Source organism: Polaromonas sp. JS666, assembly GCF_000013865.1.
Taxonomy (GTDB): domain Bacteria; phylum Pseudomonadota; class Gammaproteobacteria; order Burkholderiales; family Burkholderiaceae_C; genus Polaromonas.
On sequence record NC_007950.1, the window covers coordinates 1 to 24,704 of the forward strand.

The window sequence follows — 24,704 nt, forward strand, 5'->3', positions numbered from 1 at the left end:
CCGTTTGTAGTTCAGCCAGTCCGCACCTTGTGTTTACTCATCGCTGTCGCCAATAAGAGGTTTCGTTTCTACCCGCTGGTTCCAGACAATATGGCGACTCATGCATGCAGCTCGTCAGGGGAAAATGCTGCTTGACTTCGGGAAACGCCCTTGTAGTTATTCTTATTTTCAAACAAATGTTCTCATATCAGAACTTCAGAACACAAGGAGACCTTGGTTCCAGCAAGAAATTAGCGACAGGCCTTCAGGCCTGTCGGTCAAACATGTTTTGGAAAGGGTTTGCATCCCCTCCCAAAACGCTCGCCTGAAACCCCGGCCTTCAGGCCGGGGTCGGCTCTCATCGCCCTGAAGGGCGAGGTTTCAAACCAAAAGCAGATTTTCGATGAACATGCCCACGGCCAGCTTGCGCGAATGCACAGGCATCAATCCCAGCGCGGAGGCTGCCCCCATGGCAGTGACCCGCGTGCTGCGGCTGCTACGGATACTGGCCGACCGCCGTGCCGGCCTGGCCCTGACCCCCTTGTGCTTGGCCTTGAATGCACCGAAGACCAGCGTGCTCTCGCTGTTGCGCGGCCTCACGGCGCATGGCTACCTGCAGCGCAGCAATGACTTGTATGAACTCGGCCCCGAGGCGTTCTCGCTGGGGGCATCGCTGGTGTCGGCCCGCTCGCTCGACATCGTGGCCCTGCCCTTCCTGCGCGAGGCGGTGGCACGATCCGGCGAGACCGCCCTGATCGCCAGAATCGACCGCACCGCAGGTCGGCTGGTCTACAACCCGATCATCGAGAGCGAGCGCCCGATTCGTTATGCCGTGCCCGTCGGCACGACGCGGCCGCTGTTTGCGTCTTCCTCTGGTCGCGTGCTGCTCGCCTTCCAGGACGAGGCCTGGCGGCGCGACTACCTGCGCCGCGCCGACCTGCGGGCCATGACCGAACACTCGGTCACCAACCGGGCGCAACTGGCGCGCCTCATTGAAGAGGTCAGGGTCAGCGGCGTGGCCGTTACCTTCGGTGAAGTCACGCCCGACGTGGCCGGCTTTGCGGCCCCGATCTTCGAGCCCGACGGGCGCGTGAACGCGGCGCTGATCATCGCCACCCCGATCGAGCGCGGTCGCGCCAGCGCCGATGCGCTGCAACGCCTGGTGGTGACGCTTGCACAAAATATCTCGCACGCGCTCGGCCAACCTGCGCGGTCAGCATCCAGCACTACTTGAAAAGGAGACAAGCCAATGAACAACGAACTTCTCTATGAGGTAAACGACGGCATTGCCGTCATCACCATCAACCGCCCCGAACGGCGCAACGCCCTGAACCGCGCCGTGCGCGAAGGCTTTTTCGAGGTCTGGCGCCGCTTCGAAGCCGACGCCGAGGCCCAGGTGGCCATCCTCACCGGGACCGGTGACAATTTCTGCGCCGGCATGGACCTGGTGGAAGCCGCCGACACGCAACTGCGCATCCCGCCCGCGGGCTTCATCGCCGTGCTGGGCGACAACATCGAGGTCACCAAGCCCGTCATCGCCGCCGTACAAGGCTATGCCTATGCCGGCGGCTGGCTGCTGTCGCAGATGTGCGACCTGTGCGTGGCCGACGAGACTGCCAAATTCGCCATCACCGAGGCCAAGGTCGGGCGCGGCATGCCGTGGGCCGCGCCGGTCATCCACATGCTGCCGCAGCGCATCCTGATGGAAATCGCGATGACCGGCGAGCCGCTGACGGCGCAGCGCGCCTACGAACTCGGCTACATCAACCGCTTGACGCCCAAGGGGCAGGCATTGCAGGGCGCCAAGGAACTGGCGGCCCGGCTCATGGCCAATGCGCCGCTGCCATTGGCAGAGCTAACTGGCTGTTCGCCGGATCGCTGCGGGCCGGCCAGCGCGCCGCTGCCATCATGAGCCTGATCCAGAGCGCCCGGCTCAACGGGCATGACCCGTACGCCTACCTCAAGGATGTGCTGATGCGGTTGCCCACCCACAAGAACAGCCAGATTGCACAACTGCTGCCCCATCCCTGGCAACCTGCTCAGGCACCCCCCTTGCCATAATGATGGCGCTGGATTCAAGGTGTATTGCCCGGTCGCTTACAACCGGTGACAAATTTTCACTGATTCACCTCTCCCGAGGCCAGGTCGTCGGCGCCAGTTGCGTCAACAACGCACGCGAGTTCACGTCCCTGAAGCGCCTCATCACTGGCGACTCCCTGCCCGACCGCTCAGCACTGGCGGACCCTGGTATTGACTTGCGCAACCTGATCGCCCGCACAGCCTCGCAACCGGCGTGATCTCAGGCGCGGCAGATGGTTGAGCTCGTCGACCCGCCTTACCCACGGATTCGTGTGCGTTCGCTTGCCCAGCAGGTCGTGTTGGCGCTGCTGCAGCGGCAGCACTTCGCGCCCGACGAAGCGCAGCACCGCCTCGGCAATCGCCACGGTGTCGGGATCGATGGTGAAGTCCATGCGGGAAACCTCGTTGTTACAAGAGCCGGAACTTCGGCAGCGTGACCTCTTCGGTCACGTCGTCGTACTGCACCGTCACGCGCTGGCCGATGCGCACCGCCTCCACATCGTCGGTGACGATGTTGGTCATCATGCGCGCGCCCTCATCCAGGTCGATCACCGCCACAACGTAAGGCGTGTCGGCCTTGAAGGCCGGACCGGCCGGCCGGCGCGCGATGGTGTAGCTGTAGATGGTGCCGGTGCCGCAGGCATCGACCCATTCGACAGCGTCCGAGTGGCAGTGCGGACACAGGGCGCGCGGATAGAAATGGTGCTTGCCGCAGTCTTGGCAGCGCTTGAGTGTCAAGCGGTGCTGTTTCAGGGCGTCCCAATAGGGGCGGCTTTCGCCATCAATGACGGGCAGGGGTTTGTCGTACATGGTGCTCACCGGGTGGAAAGAATGCAAGTGGCACCGCTGGAGAGCGTGCCGCCGGTGCCGTGGACCAGCGCGGTCACGGCATTCGCGATCTGGCGCGGGCCGCATTCGCCGCGCAACTGGCGCACCGCCTCGATCAGCAGGAAGATGCCATACATGCCAGGGTGCGCGTAGGACAGACCGCCGCCGTTGGTGTTGAGCGGGAATGCCCCACCCGGCGCGGTGCGCTGGTTGGACACGAAGGCGCCGCTCTCGCCGCGCTGGCAAAAGCCCAGCGCTTCGAGCGTCAGCAGCACGGTGATGGTGAACGAGTCGTAGACCTCGACCACGTCAATGGCGTCATGCCCGATGCCCGCCATGGCAAAGGCGTCGCGGCCCGCCACCTCGGCCGCTGTGAGGCGTGCCAGATCGGGCATGGCGGCAATCGTCCAGTGCGTGTGCGATTCGCCATAGCCCCGCACATGGACCGCCTTGCGCCCGAGCGCCCTGGCGTGCTCGGCCGTGGTCATGACCACGGCACCGCCGCCGTCAGTGACCAGACAAATATCAAGCAGGTGCATTGGATCGCAGACCATCGGGCTTTTCAGCACGTCCTCGATCGACAGCGGGTCGCGCATGGTGGCCGCCGGGTTGAGCGCCGCCCACTGGCGCGTGGCCACGGCAATCTCCGCTAGCTGCTCGGAGGTGGTGCCGTATTCGTGCATGTGGCGCTTGGCCGCCATGGCGTAGCCGCCCACCGGCGTGGGCATGCCCCACGGCGTCTCATACTGCATGGTCAGCACGGCGGGCCGCCCGGCCAGGTTGCGGCTCATCTCGCTCTTTTGCAGGCTGCCGTAGGTGATCAGCGCCACCTCGCAGCGGCCGGCCTCGATGGCCATCGCCGCATGGGCCACGTGCGCCTCAAAGGCCGAGCCGCCGATGTTGGTGCTGTCGATAAAGCGTGGGGTGATGCCCAGGTACTCCGACAGCGTCACGGTCGGCAACTGGCCCGGACCGGGCACGCCCCACAAGCCGGCGGTCAGCAGACCATCGACCTCGCTCATCGGAATGCCCGCGTCCTTGAGCGCATCACGCGCCACCAGCGCCTGGGCCTCAAGCACCGACATCGGCCTGAGTACCTTGCCGTCCTTCAGGGGCAGGTCGGCAACGCCGACGATCACTGCTTCTCGTTTTTTCATCTCTGGAATTCTCCTTTTGTTCGTCTATTCTTCCGTTCAATAGCGACGGCCCGTTCAGTCTGTGGCAAGCACGGACCCGAGGTGGGATCAATCGGTCTTGTTTTCAGCACGCGCCATCTCGCGCAAGCGGAACTTCTGGATCTTTCCGGTGGGTGTGCGCGGCAAGTCGTCCAGGACGATCAAGGTTTCCGGCCAATACTGCTTGGTCATGCGCTGCTCTTCAAGAAAGCGCTTCATCTGCTCGAACGTGAGACCGTGACCCGGCCTGAGCGTGACATAGGCCACCGCGCGCTCGCCCAGCCGCGCATCGGGCACGCCGACCACGGCGGCCGTCTGTATGGCCAGATGGCGGTGCAGCATCTGCTCGACCTCGACCACCGGCACGTTCTCGCCGCCCCGGATGATGATGTCCTTGGCCCGGCCGGTGATGCGCACGCAGCCGTCGGCGTCGATGCGCGCCAGGTCGCCGGTCTTGAACCAGCCCTGATCATCCATGTCGTAGCGTTCGGGGCGCTTGAGGTAGCCCACGAAGTGGCTCGGCCCCCGCGATTGCAGCTCGCCCTCCTGGTCCACGGCCAGCGCCTGCCCCGCGGCATCGACGACGCGGATTTCCATGCCCGGCACTGGCACGCCGTCGGTGCCGAACACCTTCTCGGGAACATCGTCCAGTCGTGTGCCGGTGACCAGGATATTCTCTGTCATGCCCCATGCCGACACGATGTGCGCCTTCAGGCGCTCAGTGGCGCGCTCGACCAGTGTGCGGGGGATGGGCGCGCCAGCCGAGATGAAAACATCCAGCGTGGAAATGTCATAGCGCGGCAGGTCCGGATGATCCGTCAGGTCGGCCAGGAAGGGGGTGGCCGCCATCATGAAGTTCACGCCTTCGTCCTGAATCCGCGTCAGGGCCAGTTCCGGCTCCCAGATGTCTTGCAGCACCATTTTGGCGCCCAGCATAAGCGGCAGTTCCATGCCGATGGCAAAACCCGTCTGGTGCGCCATCGGTGAGGGCATGAAGCACACATGCTCGGCCGTCAGGCCGCAACGCTTGACAACCTCGACGATGTTCGCGAAATGGGTGTTGGAGGTGTGCAGCGCGCCCTTGGGCTCACCGGTGGTGCCGGAGGTGTACAGCAACTGCATCACTTCGTCCGGGCGCAGGCGGCGCTCGGCCAGCACCTGGTCGGCATCGGGCGTTTCCTGCTCCCAGCGGCGCTCGATGAAGTGCTTCTCGAACGACATGTCGCCTTCGCCGCCAATTGCAAAGATATGCTTGAGCTGCGGCAGCGCCGGCTGAATTTCGCGCAGCATCGCGGCATGGTCAAAACCGCGAAACTCGCGCGGCACGATCATGACCTTCGATTCGGCCAGCCCCAGCATGAAGGTCAACTCGTGATGGCGAAAGATCGGCATCACCGGGTTGGTGACCGCGCCGATACGCAGGCAGGCCAGGTGCAGTGCCACGAACTGCCACCAGTTGGGCAACTGGTACGAGACCACATCGCCCCGCTGCACGCCCAGCGCCGCCAGACCGAGCGCGATGCGTTTGGACAGGCGCAGCAGTTGCCGGTACGACAAGGTGTTCGCCTGCCCGGTCATGCTGTTGAGGTCGGTCACGGCCACTTTGTCGAGGCGGCTGGGCGCGACTTCATCCAGGAAGTCGAGCAGGGTCTTGTTGTGCCAGTGGCCGCCGGCCCGGGCTTGTTGAACCAGTTGGGGGCTCAGTTGGGATTCGATCATGTTGTCTCCTTGTCGTTGCATTGAAATGAATTGAACCTGGCCGTGCCGGATGGCTGACGGCCGGGCCCGCGAACTTTGAACGTCGGGGTCACGCCGTGCCGGCCTCCCTGGGCAGGAAGGTCAGGGTCTCGGTGAAATCGGCGATGGTTTCGCCACGCTGGTTGATCACCAGGTGCTCGATCTCCATCAGCGTGTAGCCGCGCGAGGTCGGCGGACGCAGCCGCGCCTCGCCCTCGACGTGAATCGTGTCGCCGGGAAACAGCGCGCCGCGCAGGCGCGCTTGCAGGCCGGTCATGCCGCCAAAAGCGCCTACTTCATGGCCTTTGAGCGTGCGTTCGATGATGCCCGCCACGTAGGTCGCCAGCAGCCCCATGCCCAGCGAGATGATCATCGGCCCGGGCGCAAAGCGGCTGCGGTGGGCGCCCTCCATATTGTTCTGGATGTACTCCATGTCAATGAAGAAGGGCTCGTGCAGTCCTGCCACATTGACGAAGTTGACGATGTCGGTTTCGGTGATGGTGCGCCGGTGCGTCTTGAAACGCTGCACCGGGTCGTCGTGGGATGCCTGGGTCATGTTGTCGTCTCCTTCTTGGCTGATTCAGGTTGAAAATCGTCCGCTGCGAGCCGCGTCAGGCCTGGCCGTGCCCGGCCTTGACGGCCGCGCGGTCCACCCCGCCGACAGCGGTGCGAGGCAGCGCCGCTACAAACACCACGTGCTTGGGTTTTTTGTAGCGCGCGATGCGCCCGCCCACAAACTCGATCAATTCCTCGGCACTCAGCGTGTGCCCCGCATTCAGCACGCAGACGGCCTTGACCGCCTCGCCCCACTGAACGTCCGGCACACCGATGACCACCGCCTGCGCCAGCGCCGGGTGCTCCAGAAGGGCCCGCTCGACTTCAGCCGGATAGACGTTTTCGCCGCCCGGCTTGATCAACTCCTTGGCCGGTGAGCGCCCGCTGTACCAGAGGTAGCCCTCGGCGTCGATGCGCCCCATGTCACCGGTGTGGTGCCAGCCATTGCGCAGCGTGAAGGCGTTGTCTGCGTCGCAGCGCCAGTAGCCCTGGAACACCATCGGCCCGCGCACCACGATTTCGCCGGTGGCGCCTGTGGGCAACGGGCGGTCCAGCTCGTCGACCACCGCGACCGTGTTCAGCGCGGCGGGCCGCCCGGCGCTGCCGGGGCGCTCGTCAAACGGCGCCAGACTGATCGAGCCCGAAGTCTCGGTCTGGCCGTAGGCACTCCAGAAGGTCGCCTGGGGATAGTCCGTGCGCAGGCGCGCGATGGTTTCGGGCACGTCGATTCCCGACACCACGCGCAGGCTGTCCAGCGCCGAACCCTGGGCCGCGGCCGCGTCCAGCAGAGCGCCCAGCATCGGCGGAAAAGTGCCGATCAGGCTGCCGCCGTCCTCGTCGATATGCTTGACCAGACTGGGCGGATCGAAACGTGTCAACAGCAGCGTCGCGCCGCCCGCCTGCTGCGTGGCCAGCAGGAAGCCGATGGCAGCCACGTGAAACAGCGGCAAAACGCCCAGGTTGATGTCCGCCGGCGTGAGACGCCAGGCCAGTTGCGTCTGCAGGCTGGCAGCGATCAGGTTGCGGTGCGAGAGCAATGCACCGCGCGGCCGCCCGCCCACGGCGGCGGTGTGGATGATGACAAGCCCCTCATCGTCATTCAGATCGGCAGGCGGCACGGTGCGATCGAGATACAGGGCGCTGACCGGCTGCCACGGCGCCTGCGCCGCGCCCGGCGCCGTCCCCAGCGTGTAGCGCTGCATGCCGTCCAGCCCGTGCTGCGGCAACAGCGCCTTGAATTCATCGGCCACGATCAATACCCGGGGGGCCACGTCCTCGATGACGTAGGCGACCTCCTCGGCCGACAGCCGCCAGTTGATCGGCACCACGATCGCGCCCAGATGGGCGGCGGCACCAAACAGGTCGACATACTCCAGGCCGTTTTGGGCCAGGATCGCCAGCCGGTCGCCCCGGCCCACGCCCGCAGCGGCCAGACCGGCGGCCAGGCGCGCCGTGCGTTCGGCGTACTGGGCATGCGTGACCCGCTGATCGCCGAACACCAGGGCGGTGTTCGAGCCGTGCAGCCCGGCGTTGCGATTGATGAGATCGTGCAAGGTGAAAGATCGCAAACTCATTGAATGCTCCTGGTTCAGATTCCGCTCGCCGGGGACTGTGCCGGCGACATCACTTCATGCAGAAAGGTCGCGACGCTGGCGACAAAGGCATCGTTGGCATCACCCGCAATCATGTGGCCGGCGCCCTTGAGGTCGACAAAGCGCGCACGCGGCAGGGTTTGCACCAGGGCGCGCGCATCTTCTTCGCTGATGACGTCGCTGCGCTGGCCGCGCAGCAGCAGGGTGGGCGCCTGCAGGCCGCGCAAGGCGCGCTCGTAGCCGTCGGCGTCACGCCGGTGGTTGTGGTTGGCCTCGCTCATCATGAGCGGATCCCAATGCCAGTTCCAGCGGCCTTGCGCGTTGAGGCGCAGGTTTTTCTTCAGGCCCTCGACCGGGCCTTCCATGGGCCGGCCCCGGTAAGCGGCAATATGCTGGGCGGCTTCTTCGAGCGACGCAAAACCCTCGGGCCGCGCCCGCATGAAGCGCACGATGCGCTCGACACCGGCTTGTTCCATGCGCGGCGCAACGTCCACCAGCACCAGCGCGCTGATCGGCGGCGCATCGGCCCGGCCCACGGCGGCCATGCTGATGAGGCCACCCAGCGAGGCACCGACCACCGCCAGCGGCGTTCCCAGCTCGCGCCAGATGCGGCACATGGTGTCAGCCAGCGTCTCGATGCGGTAGTCGCCATCGGCGGCCCAGGCACTGTCGCCGTGACCCGGCAAGTCCAGCGCCACGGTGTACCAGCCGGCGTCCCCCAGCACCTGTCCCGCCTTGCCCCAGGCATGGCGGGTTTGTCCGCCACCGTGCAGCAGCAGCACCGTGGGCGCGCCCACCGGGCCGTAGACATCGGCCACCAGGGGGCCGCCCGCGAAACCGGAAAATTCCCGGCGCGCCGTCATGATGGCTTGCCCACCTCTTGCGCGAAGTCGGCCCCGCCGTCGGCCGCGACCTGACCCCAGTCGGCGAAGGTTTTGTAATGCACGCGCCACGAGGCCAGCAGTTCATCGCGCGGCAAGTCGGCGTAGGTGCCGTGGTCGTGCACGTACTCCATGTGCCGGCGGCCGCTGACATCGAATTCATGAAAGACCGAATCGGCGCTGCCGTCGAACTCCAGCGGATGGATGCCCGCCTTCTCGCACAGGGAGCGGTTGAAAGCGGGCGTGGCCTTGAGCCACTGGCCGTCCACCCACAACTCGGTGTAGCCGTGAAAAACAAACAGATCGGTGCCCATCATCTCGTACAACCGCTGGCTGGTCAGGTGGTTGCGCACATCGGCATAACCCACCCGTGCCGGAATGCCCAGGGCGCGGGCCGCCGCCGCCAGCAGCGCCGCCTTGGGCACGCAAAAGCCACGTCCGGCCTCGATCACGTGGCTGGCCTTCAAGCCCTCGACCGTGGTGTCGAAGTAGTAGGGATCGTAAAGAAACTCGTCACGCACAGCGTAATAGAGCTTGACCGCGATCTCGCGCGGCGTCATTGAGGGGTCGGCCACCCGGCGCGCGAACGCAATCACCGCCGGGTGATCGCTGTCCACGTACCGGCCGGGCGCGAGGTAGCTCGACAAGTCGTTCGAATTCGTGGTTTGTGCCGACGCCTTCATGTCCTCGATCCTCCATGCGCTTCCTCGCTTAGGCACTTCGGCGCCTGCGACAGCGCAAAGCCGTTGAAGGGCTTGGAGCGATCATGCGCCTGCAGTTTCCAGGTCGGGCGGGCATTGGGCACGCCGCCATCGACCCGAATGCACGAGCCGGTGATGAAAGCCGCCGCCTCGCACAGCAAAAATACAATCGCCGCCGACACCTCGGACTCGGTGCCATGACGCTGCAGCGGCACCTTGGTTTTCAGACTGCGCAGTTCGGCCTGCATCTCGGGGCTGTAGGTGTCAAAGCCGCTGCTGGCAATCCAGCCAGGCGCCACGGCATTGACGCGCACACCGGCGCAGGCCCATTCGCAGGCCGCCGTCTCGGTGAACGACAACATGCCGGCGCGTGCCGCGCCGCTGTGCGCCATGGTGGGCATGCCGCCCCAGATGTCGGCGATGATGTTGACGATGGCGCCGCCATGGAACGCCATGGACTGGTTGAAGGCTTCGCGCGCCACCAGAAAACCGCCAGTGAGGTTGCTGCGCACCACCGCATCCCAGCCCTTCAGGCTGATGTCCTTGACCGGCTGCGGGTACTGGCCGCCGGCGTTGTTGACCAGGCCATCGATCTTGCCATGGCGGGCGATCACGTCGGCGATCATGGCTTTGACGCCCGGCTCGTCGCGGATGTCACACGAATGAATACTGGCTTGGCCGCCGGCAGCTTCGATTTCAGTCTGCACCGCCTGCAGCTTCTCGATCTTTCGGCCCACTAGAGCCACACTGGCGCCGAGGTTGGCCAGCTCGTGCGCGGTGCAGCGGCCAATGCCACTGCCACCGCCGGTGACGATAACAGTCTGACCTGCAAACAGGCCAGGGCGGAACACGGATTGATAGACAGATTGACTCATGGGTTTTACTCTTGAAAGGGGTTCATGCACTGAGCATGAAATTGCAATGGCCGAGCGCGATCGGTTTGTCGGGGCTCGACTGCCAGGCCTCGATGCGCAGGTTGGCCACGCGCCGTCCCTGCTTGACCATCACGACGTTGGCATAGGTATCTCGCGGCAAACCGGTGCGCAGGTAGTCAATGTTGAAATCGATCGTTTTCGGCAGGCTGCTGGTTTCCGTCTGCAACAGCAGATAAAACAGGCCGGCACACTCCAGAAAGCCGCCGGTCGCACCGCCGTGCAAGGCGGGCAGGACAGGGTTGCCAATCAGCTTCTGCTCAAAAGGCAGGATGCAGGTGAACGCGTCACCCTTGACATCGATGCGCAGATTCAGGAAGCGTGCGAACGGAATGGCTTCGACGAGCGGCGCCCAGTCGTTGGAAGCCCGGCAGCGGGTCACGATATCGGAATAATTCATCGTGGAACCTCCTCGTTGCTGATCACCGGTCGCCCCTCGGTGAACATGTAGATGCCCACTGCGGTGGCGATGGGGTCCTCCAGTGACTCGTGATAGGCGCAGCCTCGCACAAAAGCCAGCTCCGGGGTCAGCTTGTAGCACACGGCCCCGCCCAGCACCGCGCGCCCGGGCGTGGCAGGCTTGAGGTAGTCAATGCGCAGGTCCAGCGTGGCCATCGGCCGGAACGCCGGCAGCTTGACGAAAATCGCGAATCCGAATGCGGCGTCGAGCAGCGCGGTGACCACGCCGCCATGCAACACCCGGGTCTGCGGATCGCCCACCAGCGCGTCCTGGTACTCGACTTTGAGCACGCACCAGTCAGGGCGCACCACGTGTGGCAGCAAGCCCAGCTCGCGGTTATAGGGCGACACATGGGCGAATTTTTGCCATCGCCTGGCGATTTCTTCTTCGTTGATGCTGTATGTTTCTGTCATCTCGACAGGTCTCCAGACAAGGTGAGGGTGGGTTCTATGCCGGCCGCAGGCACTGCAGTCCAGCGGGTCACGCCCGTCGTTTCTTCACGGCGCACAAAGCCGGCACGCTCCAGCCACAGCAGGTGCGCCAGGGTTTCACCCATGGCCAGGTAGGCATGCAGCGGGTCGCTCTGCGCGCCATAGACCGCGTGGCCGAGTTCGCTGGCATTCATGCCCTGCGCGCCCAGGCGCGCCATGAACTTGCGCAGCGCTTTTTGATGGTGTGCCACCAGTCCGTGTGCGCGCTTGACTCCGGCGTGGTAGACGTCGTGGTGGGCCGGCAGCACGTGCTCGATCTCCAGCGCGGCAATGGTACGCAGGCTGTCCAGATAGCGCGGCAGCGGATCGGTTTCGCCATAGGGCCAGACGCCGATGTTGGGCGTGATGCGTTCGAGCAACTGGTCGCCCGTGAGCAGCAGCTTCAACTGGGGCTCATACAGGCAAATCTGTGCAATGCTGTGACCGCCCAGCACCAGCACCTCGAACACATGCTCGCCGATGCGCAGCGTCTGGCCGGCTTCGAGCGGCTCGACGCGCGCCGGCACGGCGCAGGCCATGTTGCTTTGCAATACGCCGCCCACCACATAGCGGGCCTCCGCGACGGACAGTCCATGGCGGCACATAAGATCGACGCAGTAGGCACGGTCAGCGTCGCTGCTCACATGCGTCTGCCGCGCCACCGTCAGCTCTTCCTCGCGCATCAGGATGGTCGCGCCGGTGCGCTCGTGCAGCCACACGGCCAGCCCGAGGTGGTCGGGGTGGTGGTGCGAGACGATGATGCGCGTCAAGCCGGCCGCTAGTGGTCCCTCCAGGGCGCGCAGCCACAGAGCCCGCGCCGCCTCGCAATCGGCGCCGGTGTCGAACAGGCACCAGCCCTGCCCGTCGCGAATCAGGTAGATGTTGACGTGGTCGATGCCGTAGTCCACCGGCAGCGTGAACATCAGGATGCCGGGCAGAACTTCGCGCAGCGGCAGTTCGATCGGCCCGTCGATGACCGGGGTGGAAGGCGTGGTGCTCATGTTCACAGCCGCTTCGCCACTTCTTCGAGCATGACCTCGGTGGCGCCGCCGCCGATGGCCTGCACGCGAGCGTCGCGCACCATGCGCTCAATGGCCGCTTCGCGCATGTAGCCAAAGCCGCCGTGGAACTGCTGGCAGTCATAGACCACGTCGTTGACCAGATTGCCGCACAGCGCCTTGACCATGGACACTTCCTTCACGCACTCGCGCCCCTGCGCGTCGAGCCAGGCCGCGTGGTACACCAGCTGGCGCGCCGCCGCCACCTGCGAGGCCCGCATGGCCAGGCGCTGGCGAATCGCCTGCTTGTCCCACAGCGTGGCGCCGAAGGCCTTGCGCTCGCGCACATAGTCCAGCGTCAGCTCGATGGCGCGCGCGGCCTCGCCCATGGTTTGGGCGCCCAGCACCATGCGCTCGTTCTGGAAGTTGCGCATGATCTGGTAGAAGCCCTTGTTCTCTTCGCCCAGCAGGTTGGCCGCCGGAATGCGGCAGTTCTCGAACACCAGCTCGGCGGTGTCGCTGCACAGCCAACCACTCTTGTTGAGCGCACGGCCGACCCGGAAACCCGGCGTGCCCTTCTCGACGATGAAGATCGAAATGCCGCGCGAGCCCTTGGCCGTCGGGTCGGTCTTGGCGGCCACGAAGTACACGTCGCCCTGCACGCCGTTGGTGATGAACATCTTGCTGCCGTTGATGACCCACTCGTCACCCTCGCGCACGGCGCGGGTGCGGATGCCGGCGACATCGGAGCCGGCATCGGGCTCGGTCACCGCCACGGCGCAGATCTTCTCGCCGCGGATGATGGGCGGCAGGTAGCGCTGCAACTGTTCGGGCGAGCCGAAGTTGGCCAGGTGCGGCGAGGCCATGTCGGTGTGCACCATCACCGTCACGGCGAAGCCGCCAAAGGTGGAGCGGCCGAGTTCTTCGGCCAGGATGGCGCTGTACACGGTGTCGAGCTTCGAGCCGCCGTATTGTTCGTCGTAGCGGATGCCCAGATAGCCCAACTCACCCATTTTGCGCAGCACCGCGCGCGGCACCATGCCCTGCTCTTCCCAGGGCGCGGCCTGCGGCACCACTTCCTGCTCGACGAAGCGGCGCAGGTTGTCGCGGAACTGCCGGTGTTGCTCGTCAAAATAAATCGGGTCGTTCATTGTTTTTCCTCGGTTTCCATTGCTTCCATCACTACCAATACATCACCACCGCGCACCGCGTCGCCGACGCGGCAGCGCAGCTCGGCCACCCGTCCCGGCGCGGCAGCGCTCAGCGTGTGCACCATTTTCATCGCTTCCATCTGCACCAGGATGTCGCCCGCGTTCACCACCATGCCCACGCTGACCTGCACCTGCGTCACCAGGCCGGGCATGGGCGCGAGCAGACGGTTGCCGCCCCGCTCATCGGCGCCTGCCGCGCCCTTGAGCGCGCGCTGCCAGCGGTCAAGCCGGCGCCAGGCCCAGGTGCCGCCCGGGCCGGCCAGCCACAGCTGCTCACCCTGCGTGGCGTGCTGTGCCGCCGCCACCGTGAAGCGAACCGTCAGGCCATCGCGCTGCAACGCCAGGGTGTCGCCGCTCAGCGTCGCCGCCAGGCTCAGGTCATGCTCGCCAACGCGCACGCGCCAACCGTCGCCCTGCGGCGACACGCTGGCTTCGTGCACGCGGCGCTGCCCGTCTTCAAGCAGCACCTGCGTGCTGCCGACGCCACTCCCAGCGCCGGCCGCCCGCCAGGCCCCGAGTGACTGCCAGGCCCCAGGCGACTTCTGCCCGGCCATGGCCTGCGTGGCCAGCACGCCATGCAAGGCGGCAGCGGCCATGGCCAGCTCATCGTCCGCGCGCGGCTGCCAGCCGGCGGGAAAGGCACGTTCGATGTAGTGCGTGCTGAGTACTTGCGCAAAGTGCTCGTGGCGCAGCAGATCGGCCAGAAAGCCGAGGTTGCTGTGCACGCCGAGCAGCACCGTGTCGTCCAATGCCGTGGCGAGCCGCCGTGCGGCGGTCGGCCGGTCGTCGGCATAGGCAATCACCTTGGCCAGCATGGAGTCGTAATAGGGCGTAACCCGGCTGCCGACACGCACGCCGCTGTCGACCCGCACACCCTCGCCGCGCGGCTCGCGGTAGCCGATCAGGGTGCCGATCTCGGGCGCGAAACCGGCCGCCGGATTCTCCGCGCAGACGCGCGCCTCGATCGCGCAGCCGCGCTGCGACAGGTCGGCCTGGCCAAAGCCGAGCACCTCACCGGCGGCCACCCGCAGTTGCCATTCGACCAGGTCGATGCCGACCGTCAGCTCGGTCACCGGGTGCTCGACCTGCAAGCGGGTGTTCATTTCCAGAAAGAAGGTGTCACCGCTGCGGCTGTCGTGAATGAACTCGATGGTGCCGGTGCTGTCGTAGCCGATGGCGCGCCCCATCGTCAGCGCGTGCGCGAACAGGGCCTCGCGCACGGCCGGCGGCAGGTGCGGCGCGGGCGCTTCCTCGATCACTTTCTGGTGGTTGCGCTGGATCGAGCATTCGCGCTCGAACAGGTGCACCAGTTGCCCGTGCTTGTCGCCCAGCAACTGCACTTCGAGGTGGCGCGGCTCGTCCAGGTAGCGCTCCAGCAGCACGCGGTCGTCGCCGAACGAGGCCTGGGCTTCGCGCCGCACGGTGTCCAGCGCGGCCGCGAATTCAGCCGCGCTGCGCACCACCCGCATGCCCTTGCCGCCGCCGCCGGCCGAGGCCTTGATCAGCACCGGGTAGCCGATGTCACTGGCCGCCGCCTGCAAGACCCCAGGGTCCTGGTCGTCGGCGTGGTAGCCCGGCACCACCGGCACGCCGGCGTCCAGCGCGATGCGCTTGGATTCGATCTTCGACCCCATGCGCCGGATCGCCTCGCGCGAGGGGCCGACAAAAATAAGACCGGCGGCTTCGCAGGCGTCGATCAGGGCCAGGCTCTCCGACAGGAAGCCGTAGCCCGGATGGATGGCCTGCGCACCAGCGGCGCGCGCCGCGGCCACGATGGCAGCGGCATCGAGGTAGCTGCGCGCGGCCTCCAGCGGGCCGATACGCACGGCCGTGTCGCACAGGGCCACGTGCAGCGCGTCGCGGTCCGCGTCGGAGTACGCCGCCACCGTGCGCAAGCCCATGCGGCGCGCGGTGCGGGCGATGCGGCAGGCAATCTCGCCGCGGTTGGCGATCAGTAAAGTTTCAAACATAGTCAATGTGTGTCTGTTGGGCGCGTTGCGTTCGACCTCAGGCCTGGCGCCACGCCGGCAGGCGCTTGCCGAAGAAGGCGGCGATGCCGTCGCGTCCTTCCTCGGTTTCCCAGGCATCAGCCAGCTTGTCGGCGGTGTAGATCATGTTGGTGGGCAGATCGTGCGTATGCACATAGGCCACCAGTTTCTTGGTGGCGGTCACCGCGCCGGGCGCGCACTGCAGCAGATCAGCGAGTTCGCGCTCGACGGCAGCGTCGAGCTGATCCGCCGCCACCACTTCAGAGAGCAGGCCCAGGCGCTGCGCCTCGGCCGCGCTCATGCGGCGCGCCGTCAGGAAGGTGCGCCGGGCGTTGGCTTCACCCATGCGCGCCACCACGTAGGGCGCGATATTGGCCGGCAGCAGGCCCAGGCGCACCTCGGTCAGCGAGTAGATGCCGGTATCGACCGCGATCGTGATGTCACAGACCGAGATCATGCCGACGCCGCCGCCATACGCGGGGCCGTTGATGCGGCCAATGACGGGCATCGGCAGCTCGTTCAGGGCGCGCAGCATCAGCGCCAGATCGCCGCTCTCGCTGACGCGTTCGGCCCGGCTCTTCTTCATGTTGTCCTGCATCCAGCCCAGGTCGCCGCCGGCGCAAAAGGTCTTGCCGGTGCCGGTGAGCACCACCGCGCGCACGCCCGGCGCTGAGGCCAGCCAATCGACGGCACGACGCAGCTCGCTGATCAGGGTGGCGTTGAGCGCGTTGTGGGTGTCGGGGCGGTTGAGCGTGAGGCGAGCCACGCCGCGCGCGTCGACGGCCAGTTGCAGGGTCTCGTAGGTGGGTGTGTTCATGGTGGTTCTCTTACATGCGGTAAACAGGGGTGGCGGTTTTCGGCAGCTCACGGCGCGCCGCCAGCGTCAGCGCCAGGCCCAGCACGTCGCGCGAGGCGGCGGGTTCGATCAGGCCGTCGTCCCACAAGCGGGAGGTGGCGTAATAAGGGTCGCTCTGGCGTGCGTACTGCTCACGCACCTTGCGTTCGGTATCCAACAGCCGCGCCTCGTCGGCCGGGCCGCGCAGGTTGGAGCGCGCCAGCTCGACCATCACGTTGCTGGCGATGTCGGCGCTCATGGTGGCCACCTTGGCGCTGGGCCAGGCAAACAGGAACTCGGGCTCGAAGCCGCGGCCGCACATGCCGTAGTTGCCGGCGCCGTAAGAGCCGCCGACCACCAGCGTCAGCTTGGGCACGCGCGCACAGGCCATGGCGTACACCATCTTGGCGCTGTGCTTGGCAATGCCACCGCGCTCGGCCTCGGTGCCGACCATGAAGCCGGGGATGTTCTGCAAGAACAGCAGCGGCACGCCGCGCTGGTTGGCCAACTCGATGAAATGCGCGCCCTTCAGGGCCGACTCGGCCAGCAGCGCGCCGTTGTTGGCGAGGATGGCCACCGGCTGGCCGTGGATCGCGCCAAAGCCGGTCACCAGCGTCTCGCCCCACAGCGGCTTGAATTCATGGAAGGCGCTGCCGTCGAGCAGACGCGCAATGATCTCGCGGGCGTCGTAGGGTTGCTTGGGATCAGCCGGCACAATGCCGTTGAGCTCGACCGGGTTATGGCGCGGCGGGCTGGGCGGCAGCGGCGGCACCATGGACGGCTCGGGCGGCAGGCTGGCCACGATCTGGCGCAGCATGGCCAGTGCCTGGCGCTCGTCCTCGGCCAGGTGGTCGCTGACACCGGACACGCGGCTGTGCATCTCGGCGCCACCGAGGGTTTCGCCATCGACCACCTCGTTGATGGCAATCTTGACGATGGACGGGCCACCCAGGTGGATGCGCGCATTGCCGCGCACCATCACCACCTCGTCGGACAGCGCGGGGATATAGGCGCCGCCCGCCGTGCAGCCGCCAAACACGGCCGAAAGCTGCGGCAGGCCGGCCTGCGACATGCGGCACTGGCGGTGAAAGCTGTTGCCAAAGTGGTCCTTGTCGGGGAATACGCGGTCCTGCTCCGGCAGGAAGGCGCCACCGCAGTCCACCAGGTACAGGCAGGGAAGCCGCAGGCGCTCGGCAATTTCCTGCGCCCGGATGTGTTTCTTGACGGTTTCATGGAAGAACGAGCCGCCCTTGACGGTGGCATCGTTGGCAATGAACATGCAGGGCCGCCCGGCCACCATGCCGACGCCGGTGACGATGCCCGCGCCCGGCACCTCGTTGCCGTACTGATCCCAGGCCGCCAGCGGCGAGAGCTCCAGAAAGGCGCTGCCGTCATCAACGATGAAGTCGATGCGCTCGCGCACCAGCAGCTTGCCGCGCGCGCGATGGCGCTGGATATGCGCGTCACGCCCGCCGGTGGCCACCCCGGACAGGCGTGTGCGCAAGGTCTCGACCTGGGTGCGGCCGTGCGCCAGCGCCTGGTGGTAGGCATCGCTGCGGATGTCGATACGGCTTTCAAGTGGTGTCATCTGTGTCATCCTTTCATTGCAGCGAGCGAGCCGCTGTGCATCACATGGCCCGACAGGGTGCGGCCGATAATGCGTTCGGCCAACCGCGCCGCCTCGATCAGCGCCTCCAGGTCGATCCCGGTCTCAATCCCCAGTTCCTGGCACATGAACACCATGTCTTCGGTGCAGATATTGCCGGCTGCGCCGCCGTGCTGGTGGCCCGCGAACGGACAGCCGCCCAGACCCGCGACCGAACTGTCGAACAGCCGCACGCCCATCTGCAGGGCGGCATAGATGTTAGCGCCGCCGACACCGCGCGTGTCGTGTAGGTGCAATCCAATGCTGGCATCCGGAACGATCTCGCGCACCGCGCCGATGCGGCGCTTGATCTCCTCGGGATTTGCCCAGCCCATGGTATCGGCCAGGTACACCGCCGGCAGCGCGACACCCCGGTCGGCGCAGGCATCGACCAGCCAGCGCACCTGATCGGTGACCATCGACAGCGGCACGGCGCCACCGAGATTGCAGCCAAAGGCTGTAATGACGTAGGCCTTCTCCACCGGAATGCCCAGGGCGACGTAGCGGTCCAGCCAGCCGAGCTGGCGTTCGCGCATCCCGGCCACGCTGCAGTTGTTGTTGCGCTGCGAAAACGGCTCGGTGGTGTAGAACATCAGCTTGCCGTCCAGGTCCACCTGTTCGCAGGCGCGCGCCCGATCGAAACCGTTGTCGTTGAGCCAGAGCGCCGTGTAGCGGGTGCCGGGACGCTTGGCGATGGCGGCAAACAGCTCGGCGGTGTCTGCCATCTGCGGCACCGCGCGCGGACTGACGAAGGACGCCACCTGGATCTGCTTCAGACCCGATGCCGCCAAAGCATCAATCAGCGCGGCTCGATCCGCCAGCGAATAGGTTTTCGGCTCCATCTGGAAGCCCTCGCGCGGCCCTTCCTCATGGAACTCGACGGAGGTAGGTAATTTGCTCATTGCTGACTTCTCTTTCCATCAGGAGGGGCTGACTTCGGCCAGCATCTGGTGGCGCTCGACCATGTCGCCGACCCGGCAGCGCAGGCTGCTCAGGCTGCCTTCGAACGGCGCCGTGACGTGCAATTCCATCTTCATCGATTCAAGCACGATCACTGTCTGGCCGAGGGCGACGGTCTCGCCGACCGCAGCCTTGACCGCGACCACCTTGCCCATCATCGGCGCGCCCAGTTGCCCGCTGGCGGCGGCGTCACCGGCAGCGCCCCCCAGATAGGGTTGCGCCGTGAACACGCCGCTGCCCAGCGCACTGGAGAGCTCGACCTGCCGCGCATCGCCCCGGATCGTCAGCTCCAGCGCCCGCCCGTCGCAATGCAACAGGGAGCGCCCGGCCGCGAGCGGCTGCAGCGAGGCGTTCACTTCCTGCTCGCCAATGACCAGGGTGCAAGCGCCCTGGGCGTCGCGCCTCGAAAACCGCACCGGCCACTCGGCCACGCCCGCCTTCAACACCAGGGCCGGCTGGGGCGCGGCCTGAATTGGCCCACTGCTCAGGCGCCAACCAGTGAAGCCGTCCCACAGGGTCCAGCAGCCCAGCGCGGACCACCCGGCGCGCTGCTGCGCCAGCCAGTGCAGGGCGGCGGCGGCCAGGTGCTCGATCGGCGGCGCGGCGGGAGCCACCACGCCGCGCTGTGCATGGCGTTCATCGATCAGGCGGGTGTGGAAACTGGCGTCGCGGGTTTCCGGCCACTCCAGCAGTTCATGCAGGAATTCCAGGTTGGTCACCAGCCCGATCACCGTGCTCTCTCGCAATCCGGCCACCAGCGCCCGGCGCGCCGAGTCGCGGTCGCTCGCATGCGCGATGAGCTTGGCGATCATCGAATCGTAGTGCGGCGAGATTTCGTCGCCACTGTCCACCCCGGACTCGATGCGCACGCCCGCGCGTGAAAAATCGACCACCTGCAGCCGCCCGGTGGCAGGCAGGAAACCGGCATCGGCGTCTTCCGCGCACAGCCTGGCCTCGAAGGCGTGGCCGGTGCAATGCACATCGGCCTGCGCCAGCGGCAAATTGCCGGTGGCGGCAATGTGCAGTTGCAACTCCACCAGATCGAGGCCAGTCACTTCTTCGGTCACCGGGTGCTCGACCTGCAGGCGCGGATTGACCTCCAGGAAGTAATGCTCCCCCCCGGTGACAACGAACTCCACCGTGCCCAGGCCACGGTAGTTCACGCCGGCGGCCAGCTTCACCGCATCGGCCAGGATGGCGGCGCGCAGTTTGGGGCTGAGACCGCTGGACGGCGCCTCTTCGATCACTTTCTGATGGCGGCGCTGCAAGGTGCATTCACGCTCGAACAGGTGAATGGCGTGGCCCTGGCCATCACCGGCCACCTGCACTTCCAGATGGCGCACCTGCGGCAGATACCGCTCGACGATCAGCTCGCCATTGCCGAAAGATTTTTCAGCCTCGCGCATGGCACTTTCAATGCGCCCTTCCAGCCCCTCCAGCGTCTCGACCACCGCCATGCCACGGCCGCCGCCGCCGGCCACCGCCTTGAGCAGCACCGGCAGCGTCATGCCGCGCACCAGGCGCAACACCTCGGTCGGGTCGGTCATGCCGCCTTCGCTGCCGGGAATGACCGGCACGCCCAGGCGTGCTGCCTCCCGCTTGGCGCTAGCTTTGCCGCCGATGCGCTCAATGGTGTCGGCCGTGGGGCCAATGAAGGTGAGCCCGGCCGCGTCGAGCGCGCGCACAAAAGCCGCGTTTTCCGAGACAAAGCCATAACCCGGATGCACGGCGTCGGCGCCGACGCGCTTGGCCGCCGCGATAATGGCGTCGATATTGAGGTAACTCTCGCTCGGCGCGGCGCCCCCGAGCTCGACCGATTCACCGATCTCGCGCACATGGCGGGCAAACCGGTCGGCACTGGAATGCACGGTCGCCACTTCCAGGCCGAGCTTGCGGCAGGTGCGGGCGATGCGGCAGGCGATCTCGCCGCGGTTGGCAATGAGGACTTTCTTAAGCATGGCGGGCGTCCTGATTAAAAGCGGAAAATGCCGAACGGCGTCGGCTTGGCGGCGGTGCGGGAGGCGAGGTCGAGCAGCAGCCCCATGGCGTCGCGGGTTTCCACCGGATCGATGATGCCGTCCACCCACAAATTCGAAGAGAAGTTCGTGGCGGGCTGGAAATCTTCGTAAATTTTGCGTACCGGGGCTTTGAATGCCTCTTCTTCCTCGGGCGTCCACTCTTTGCCCTCGGTCTTGTTGATCTGCTTGCGCACCAGCGCCATCACGGTGGCGGCCTGATCCGGGCCCATGATGGCCGCGCGGCCGGTCGGCCAGGCGAACATCGCAGTCGGGTTGAACGGGCGGCCGCACATCGCCAGGTAGCCGGCGCCGTAAGAGGCGCCCATGATGATGGTGTACTTGGGCACGTTGGCCGAGGCCATCGCTGTGATCATCTTGGCCCCGGCTTTGGCAATGCCTGCCTGCTCGGCGGCGCGCCCGACCATGAAGCCGGTCACGTCGGCCATGAACAGCAGCGGGATGTCACGCTGGCAGCACAGATCGATGAAGTGCGCCGCCTTCATCGCGCTATCCGGGAACAGCACGCCCTGATTGGCCAGGATGCCGACCTCGTGGCCATGGATGCGCGCAAAGCCGGTCAGCAGGGTGTCGCCATACATCGGCTTGAATTCCTGGAACCGGCTGTCGTCGACAAAGCGCGCCAGAATCTCGCGCGTGTCAGTCGGAATCTTGGTGTCGCGGCTGATGATGCCGTAAATCTCGCGCGGGTCGAAGCGTGGCGGCACCGACGGCTGGCGCGTCCAGCGCGGCTTGGGCTGCTCACCCAGGTCCCGTACGATTTCACGCGTGATGGCCAGGGCGTGGCGGTCATCTTCGGCGATGTGATCAGTGACGCCGCTGACACTGCAGTGCATCTTGGCGCCGCCCAGCGCTTCGGCATCGACCGTCTCGCCGGTGGCGGCAAAGGTCAGCTCGGGACCGCCGAGGTACATATAGCCCTGCTCCTTGACGATCACCGCCTCATCGCACAGCGCCGGGATGTAGGCGCCACCCGCCGTGCAGGGGCCCATCACCACGGCAATCTGCTGGATGCCTTCGGCCGACATGCGAACCTGGTTGTTGAAAATGCTGCCGAACTGCCCCACGTCGGGAAAGATGTGGGCCATTTCCGGCAGGAAGGCGCCACCACTGTCCACCAGCGTGATGCAGGGCAAGCGGTGTGCCCAGGCAATCTGCTGCGCCCGCACATGCTTCTTGCAGGTCATGCCGTAGTAGGTGCCGCCCTTCACGGTGGCGTCGTTGGCGATGATCATGCACGGGCGGCCCTGCACCAGGCCGATGCCGGTGATGATGCTGGCGCCCGGCGGCACGCCGTCGTACATGCCTTCGCCGGCCAGCATGCCGACCTCCAGGAAAGGCGAACCCGGATCGAGCAGCACTTCGACACGATGCCGCGGCAGGATCTTGTTGCGCGCCAGGTGTTTTTCCCGCGCTTTGGGTGGCCCACCGGCCAGCGCCAATTGACGGCGCTTTTGCAGGTCCGCGATCACGGCCTCATAGGCTTCGCGGTTGAGTCGGAATTCGTCGTCGGAAGTCGACACGCGTGAGGTGAGGATGGTCATATGCGCTCTTGCATCAGTTCGTAAGGAAAGTGTTCAGGGCTTGAACACCGGTGCGCGGCGCGCTTCGAAGGCCGCCAGGCCTTCACTGACGTCGTCATCAAGCAGGGCGGCACTGGCCAGGTCTTCCTCAAGTTGGAGGCCGACCTCCGACGAACCCTCCATGCCCTGACGCGCAAGGTGTTTCATGGTCGCCATGCCAATGCGGCTGCGCGTGGCGAGCTTGGTGCAGTACGCCAGGGCTTCCTCATGCAGCTTGCCAGGCTCGACCACATAGTTCACCAGCCCCCACTGCTCGGCCGTGTCGGCATCGATCCAGCGGGCCGAGAAGAACAGATCCAGACCACGTCGCAGGCCGACGATGCGAGGCATGCGCTGGCTGCCGCCCCAGCCGGGAATCAAACCGAACTGGGCGTGCTGGTCGCCAAAGCGCGCATCCTTGGCAGCAAAAATGATGTCGCAGGCCAGCATCAGTTCGCTGCCCCCGGCCAGGGTCAGACCCTGACAGGCCGCCACCACTGGCAGATCGCTGTGCTCCAGGCGCTTGAGCACGCTGTGGCCATAGCCGATGAAGTGTTTGAGGCTGGCCGGATCGCCACGCAGCGACTTCACCTCATCGAGATCAGCGCCGGTGCAAAAATGCTTGCCTTGCGCCCGGATCAGAATGGCGCGCACACCGGAATCGGGTTTCTCGAACCCGTCGATGGCGGCCTCGATGCCCGCATGAACGGACATCGACAGGCAGTTGAATTTTTCGGGTCGCGCCAGCTCGATGATGCCAACGGCGCCTTCACGGCTGACCACCAAGGAAGATGTCTGGCTCATGATTTGTTCTCCTTCGCATATTGCACCGCCGCGCGGCCCACGCGCTCGCGCGCAACGATCAGTTTCATGATTTGCGCCGTGCCGTCGCCGATTTCCAGGCCCATCACGTCGCGCAGGCGCTGCTGGTGCGGCAGATCCATTGACCAGCCATAGTGACCAAACGTCAGCAGGCACTGGTGGATCGCGTCGAAAGCGGTTTTGGGCCCCATCCACTTGACCATGGCCGCTTCCGCAGTGTGCGGCTGGCCGGCGTCGCGCAAGGCCAGGCCGTGGTAGCAAAGCTGGCGGCAGGCGGCAATCAGGGTCTCGAATTCAACAATCGGAAAACTCACGCCCTGGTACTGCGCCAGCGGCGCGCCAAAAGTCTGGCGTTCCTTCACGTACTCCCAGGTTTCGTCGATCGAGGCCTGCGCGGCGGCCACACACTGCAGCGCGATCAGGATGCGGCTGAAGTCAAAGCCCTGCATCACCTGCGTGAAGCCTTTGCCCTCCGCGCCCAGCCGGTTGGCGACCGGCACCCGCACGTCGTCGAAAAACACCGAGCCACGACCGATGATTTTGCTGCCCACGTCGTTGAATCGCGTGCGTTGCACGCCGGGCTGGTTCAGATCCACCAGAAAGGCACTGATGCCACGCGCACCCTCCTCGGGCTTGCCGGTGCGCGCGAACAGCACCATGGCGTCGGCCTGGTCGGCAAAGGTGATCGATGTCTTCTCACCCGAAAGGATGTACTCGTCGCCAACGCGACGCGCCTTGAGTTGCAGATTGGCGGCATCCGAGCCACCGCGCGGTTCGGTCAAACCCAGCGCAACGATGGCCTCGCCCGCCACGATCCGGCTGTTCCAGGTGCGCGCCAGCTCGGGGGACGCATTGGCATGGATGATGGCGCCCATCAGCGAACTGAGCAGCTGCATATAGCTGACGTTGAAGTCGCCGTAGGCAATTTCCTCGGTAATGATACCGGCCGTGACACCGCTCAGGCCCATGCCGCCATATTCCTCAGGCAGATCGACACCGATCAGACCGAGTGAGCCCATTTCCCTGAACAGCGCCCGGTCAATGCCCGGCTCCGATTCGCGTTTCTGGTAATCGGGCCTGAGTTTCTCTCGGGCAAAGCGGCGCGCCACGTCACGCAGCGCAATTTGATCATCGTCGAAAATCATCGCTAGTAGCTCCTAGTTGACTGTTGCCGAAACCGCCGCCGCCGACCCTACCGTCAACCCTATGAGAATTGAGGTAAGCGCCGATTGCAAAATCAGGCGACTCCATGTAATAT

The 24,704-nt window shown here is 65.7% G+C and carries 24 protein-coding genes and 1 pseudogene; 4 read left to right on the forward strand and 21 right to left on the reverse strand.

What is annotated here, in order from left to right; genetic code table 11:
• The first annotated feature begins 382 nt into the window (after window positions 1–382).
• The 4 genes and pseudogenes from BPRO_RS26270 (at window position 383) to BPRO_RS31030 (ending at window position 2,276) form a co-directional block, all read left to right on the forward strand.
• A complete protein-coding gene (locus BPRO_RS26270; RefSeq protein WP_232291621.1) occupies window positions 383–1,213 on the forward strand; it encodes an IclR family transcriptional regulator in 831 nt (276 codons plus the stop codon).
• A 15-nt stretch (window positions 1,214–1,228) separates the two neighbouring features.
• Complete coding sequence (locus tag BPRO_RS26275; RefSeq protein WP_011486091.1) at window positions 1,229–1,891, forward strand: enoyl-CoA hydratase-related protein; 663 nt, start codon at window positions 1,229–1,231, stop codon at window positions 1,889–1,891.
• Window positions 1,822–2,040, forward strand: a pseudogene (locus BPRO_RS28255) (transposase domain-containing protein); the annotation flags it as partial. The gene BPRO_RS26275 and the pseudogene BPRO_RS28255, both read left to right, overlap by 70 nt.
• 2 nt (window positions 2,041–2,042) lie before the next feature.
• A complete protein-coding gene (locus BPRO_RS31030; protein WP_198141072.1) occupies window positions 2,043–2,276 on the forward strand; it encodes an oxidoreductase C-terminal domain-containing protein in 234 nt (77 codons plus the stop codon).
• Here the strand turns inward: BPRO_RS31030 and BPRO_RS26280 are convergent.
• The 21 genes from BPRO_RS26280 to BPRO_RS26380 all read right to left on the reverse strand — a co-directional run bounded on the left by BPRO_RS26280 (window position 2,208) and on the right by BPRO_RS26380 (window position 24,591).
• Window positions 2,208–2,450: a hypothetical protein gene (locus BPRO_RS26280; protein WP_041390606.1), complete on the reverse strand. Its 243-nt coding sequence runs from the start codon at window positions 2,448–2,450 to the stop codon at window positions 2,208–2,210. The genes BPRO_RS31030 and BPRO_RS26280 overlap by 69 nt on opposite strands.
• Before the next feature lie 16 nt (window positions 2,451–2,466).
• Entirely contained in the window at window positions 2,467–2,868 is a 402-nt protein-coding gene (locus BPRO_RS26285) for a Zn-ribbon domain-containing OB-fold protein (RefSeq protein WP_011486092.1), read from the reverse strand.
• A gap of 5 nt (window positions 2,869–2,873) precedes the next feature.
• The gene (locus BPRO_RS26290) at window positions 2,874–4,043 is read right to left on the reverse strand and encodes an acetyl-CoA acetyltransferase (protein ID WP_011486093.1); all 1,170 of its coding nucleotides are present in this window, start codon (window positions 4,041–4,043) and stop codon (window positions 2,874–2,876) included.
• An 87-nt stretch (window positions 4,044–4,130) separates the two neighbouring features.
• Entirely contained in the window at window positions 4,131–5,780 is a 1,650-nt protein-coding gene (locus BPRO_RS26295) for a cyclohexanecarboxylate-CoA ligase (protein WP_011486094.1), read from the reverse strand.
• An 88-nt stretch (window positions 5,781–5,868) separates the two neighbouring features.
• Window positions 5,869–6,354, reverse strand: coding sequence for a MaoC family dehydratase (locus BPRO_RS26300; RefSeq protein WP_011486095.1), 486 nt, complete (start codon window positions 6,352–6,354; stop codon window positions 5,869–5,871).
• Between the two features lie 55 nt (window positions 6,355–6,409).
• Window positions 6,410–7,927: an AMP-binding protein gene (locus tag BPRO_RS26305; protein ID WP_011486096.1), complete on the reverse strand. Its 1,518-nt coding sequence runs from the start codon at window positions 7,925–7,927 to the stop codon at window positions 6,410–6,412.
• 14 nt (window positions 7,928–7,941) lie between these two features.
• Complete coding sequence (locus BPRO_RS26310) at window positions 7,942–8,808, reverse strand: alpha/beta fold hydrolase (RefSeq protein WP_011486097.1); 867 nt, start codon at window positions 8,806–8,808, stop codon at window positions 7,942–7,944.
• Window positions 8,805–9,509, reverse strand: coding sequence for a transglutaminase-like domain-containing protein (locus tag BPRO_RS26315; RefSeq protein ID WP_011486098.1), 705 nt, complete (start codon window positions 9,507–9,509; stop codon window positions 8,805–8,807). Before BPRO_RS26315 ends, BPRO_RS26310 begins: the two co-directional genes overlap by 4 nt.
• Window positions 9,506–10,402 (reverse strand): SDR family oxidoreductase, encoded by an 897-nt coding sequence (locus BPRO_RS26320; RefSeq protein ID WP_011486099.1) that lies wholly within the window; start codon window positions 10,400–10,402, stop codon window positions 9,506–9,508. The genes BPRO_RS26315 and BPRO_RS26320 overlap by 4 nt, the downstream gene beginning before the upstream one ends.
• 22 nt (window positions 10,403–10,424) lie before the next feature.
• Window positions 10,425–10,859: a PaaI family thioesterase gene (locus tag BPRO_RS26325; RefSeq protein ID WP_011486100.1), complete on the reverse strand. Its 435-nt coding sequence runs from the start codon at window positions 10,857–10,859 to the stop codon at window positions 10,425–10,427.
• A complete protein-coding gene (locus tag BPRO_RS26330) occupies window positions 10,856–11,332 on the reverse strand; it encodes a PaaI family thioesterase (protein ID WP_011486101.1) in 477 nt (158 codons plus the stop codon). The genes BPRO_RS26325 and BPRO_RS26330 overlap by 4 nt, the downstream gene beginning before the upstream one ends.
• Complete coding sequence (locus BPRO_RS26335) at window positions 11,329–12,390, reverse strand: MBL fold metallo-hydrolase (protein WP_011486102.1); 1,062 nt, start codon at window positions 12,388–12,390, stop codon at window positions 11,329–11,331. The genes BPRO_RS26330 and BPRO_RS26335 overlap by 4 nt, the downstream gene beginning before the upstream one ends.
• Before the next feature lie 2 nt (window positions 12,391–12,392).
• Window positions 12,393–13,538 carry an acyl-CoA dehydrogenase family protein gene (locus tag BPRO_RS26340; protein WP_011486103.1) on the reverse strand — a complete coding sequence of 382 codons (1,146 nt, stop codon included), beginning with the start codon at window positions 13,536–13,538 and terminating at the stop codon, window positions 12,393–12,395.
• Entirely contained in the window at window positions 13,535–15,568 is a 2,034-nt protein-coding gene (locus BPRO_RS26345; RefSeq protein WP_011486104.1) for a biotin carboxylase N-terminal domain-containing protein, read from the reverse strand. Before BPRO_RS26345 ends, BPRO_RS26340 begins: the two co-directional genes overlap by 4 nt.
• Window positions 15,569–15,605: 37 nt before the next feature.
• The gene (locus BPRO_RS26350) at window positions 15,606–16,403 is read right to left on the reverse strand and encodes a crotonase/enoyl-CoA hydratase family protein (protein WP_011486105.1); all 798 of its coding nucleotides are present in this window, start codon (window positions 16,401–16,403) and stop codon (window positions 15,606–15,608) included.
• Window positions 16,404–16,413: 10 nt separating this feature from the next.
• Window positions 16,414–18,018, reverse strand: a complete 1,605-nt coding sequence (locus BPRO_RS26355) for a carboxyl transferase domain-containing protein (RefSeq protein WP_041390607.1) — start codon at window positions 18,016–18,018, stop codon at window positions 16,414–16,416.
• Window positions 18,015–18,968, reverse strand: a complete 954-nt coding sequence (locus tag BPRO_RS26360; protein ID WP_011486107.1) for a hydroxymethylglutaryl-CoA lyase — start codon at window positions 18,966–18,968, stop codon at window positions 18,015–18,017. The genes BPRO_RS26355 and BPRO_RS26360 overlap by 4 nt, the downstream gene beginning before the upstream one ends.
• An 18-nt stretch (window positions 18,969–18,986) precedes the next feature.
• Window positions 18,987–20,984, reverse strand: a complete 1,998-nt coding sequence (locus BPRO_RS26365; protein WP_011486108.1) for an acetyl/propionyl/methylcrotonyl-CoA carboxylase subunit alpha — start codon at window positions 20,982–20,984, stop codon at window positions 18,987–18,989.
• A gap of 14 nt (window positions 20,985–20,998) precedes the next feature.
• Window positions 20,999–22,606 carry an acyl-CoA carboxylase subunit beta gene (locus BPRO_RS26370; protein ID WP_011486109.1) on the reverse strand — a complete coding sequence of 536 codons (1,608 nt, stop codon included), beginning with the start codon at window positions 22,604–22,606 and terminating at the stop codon, window positions 20,999–21,001.
• A 33-nt stretch (window positions 22,607–22,639) separates the two neighbouring features.
• Window positions 22,640–23,428, reverse strand: a complete 789-nt coding sequence (locus BPRO_RS26375) for an enoyl-CoA hydratase/isomerase family protein (protein ID WP_011486110.1) — start codon at window positions 23,426–23,428, stop codon at window positions 22,640–22,642.
• Entirely contained in the window at window positions 23,425–24,591 is a 1,167-nt protein-coding gene (locus BPRO_RS26380; RefSeq protein WP_011486111.1) for an acyl-CoA dehydrogenase family protein, read from the reverse strand. Before BPRO_RS26380 ends, BPRO_RS26375 begins: the two co-directional genes overlap by 4 nt.
• Between the last annotated feature and the right edge of the window lie 113 nt (window positions 24,592–24,704).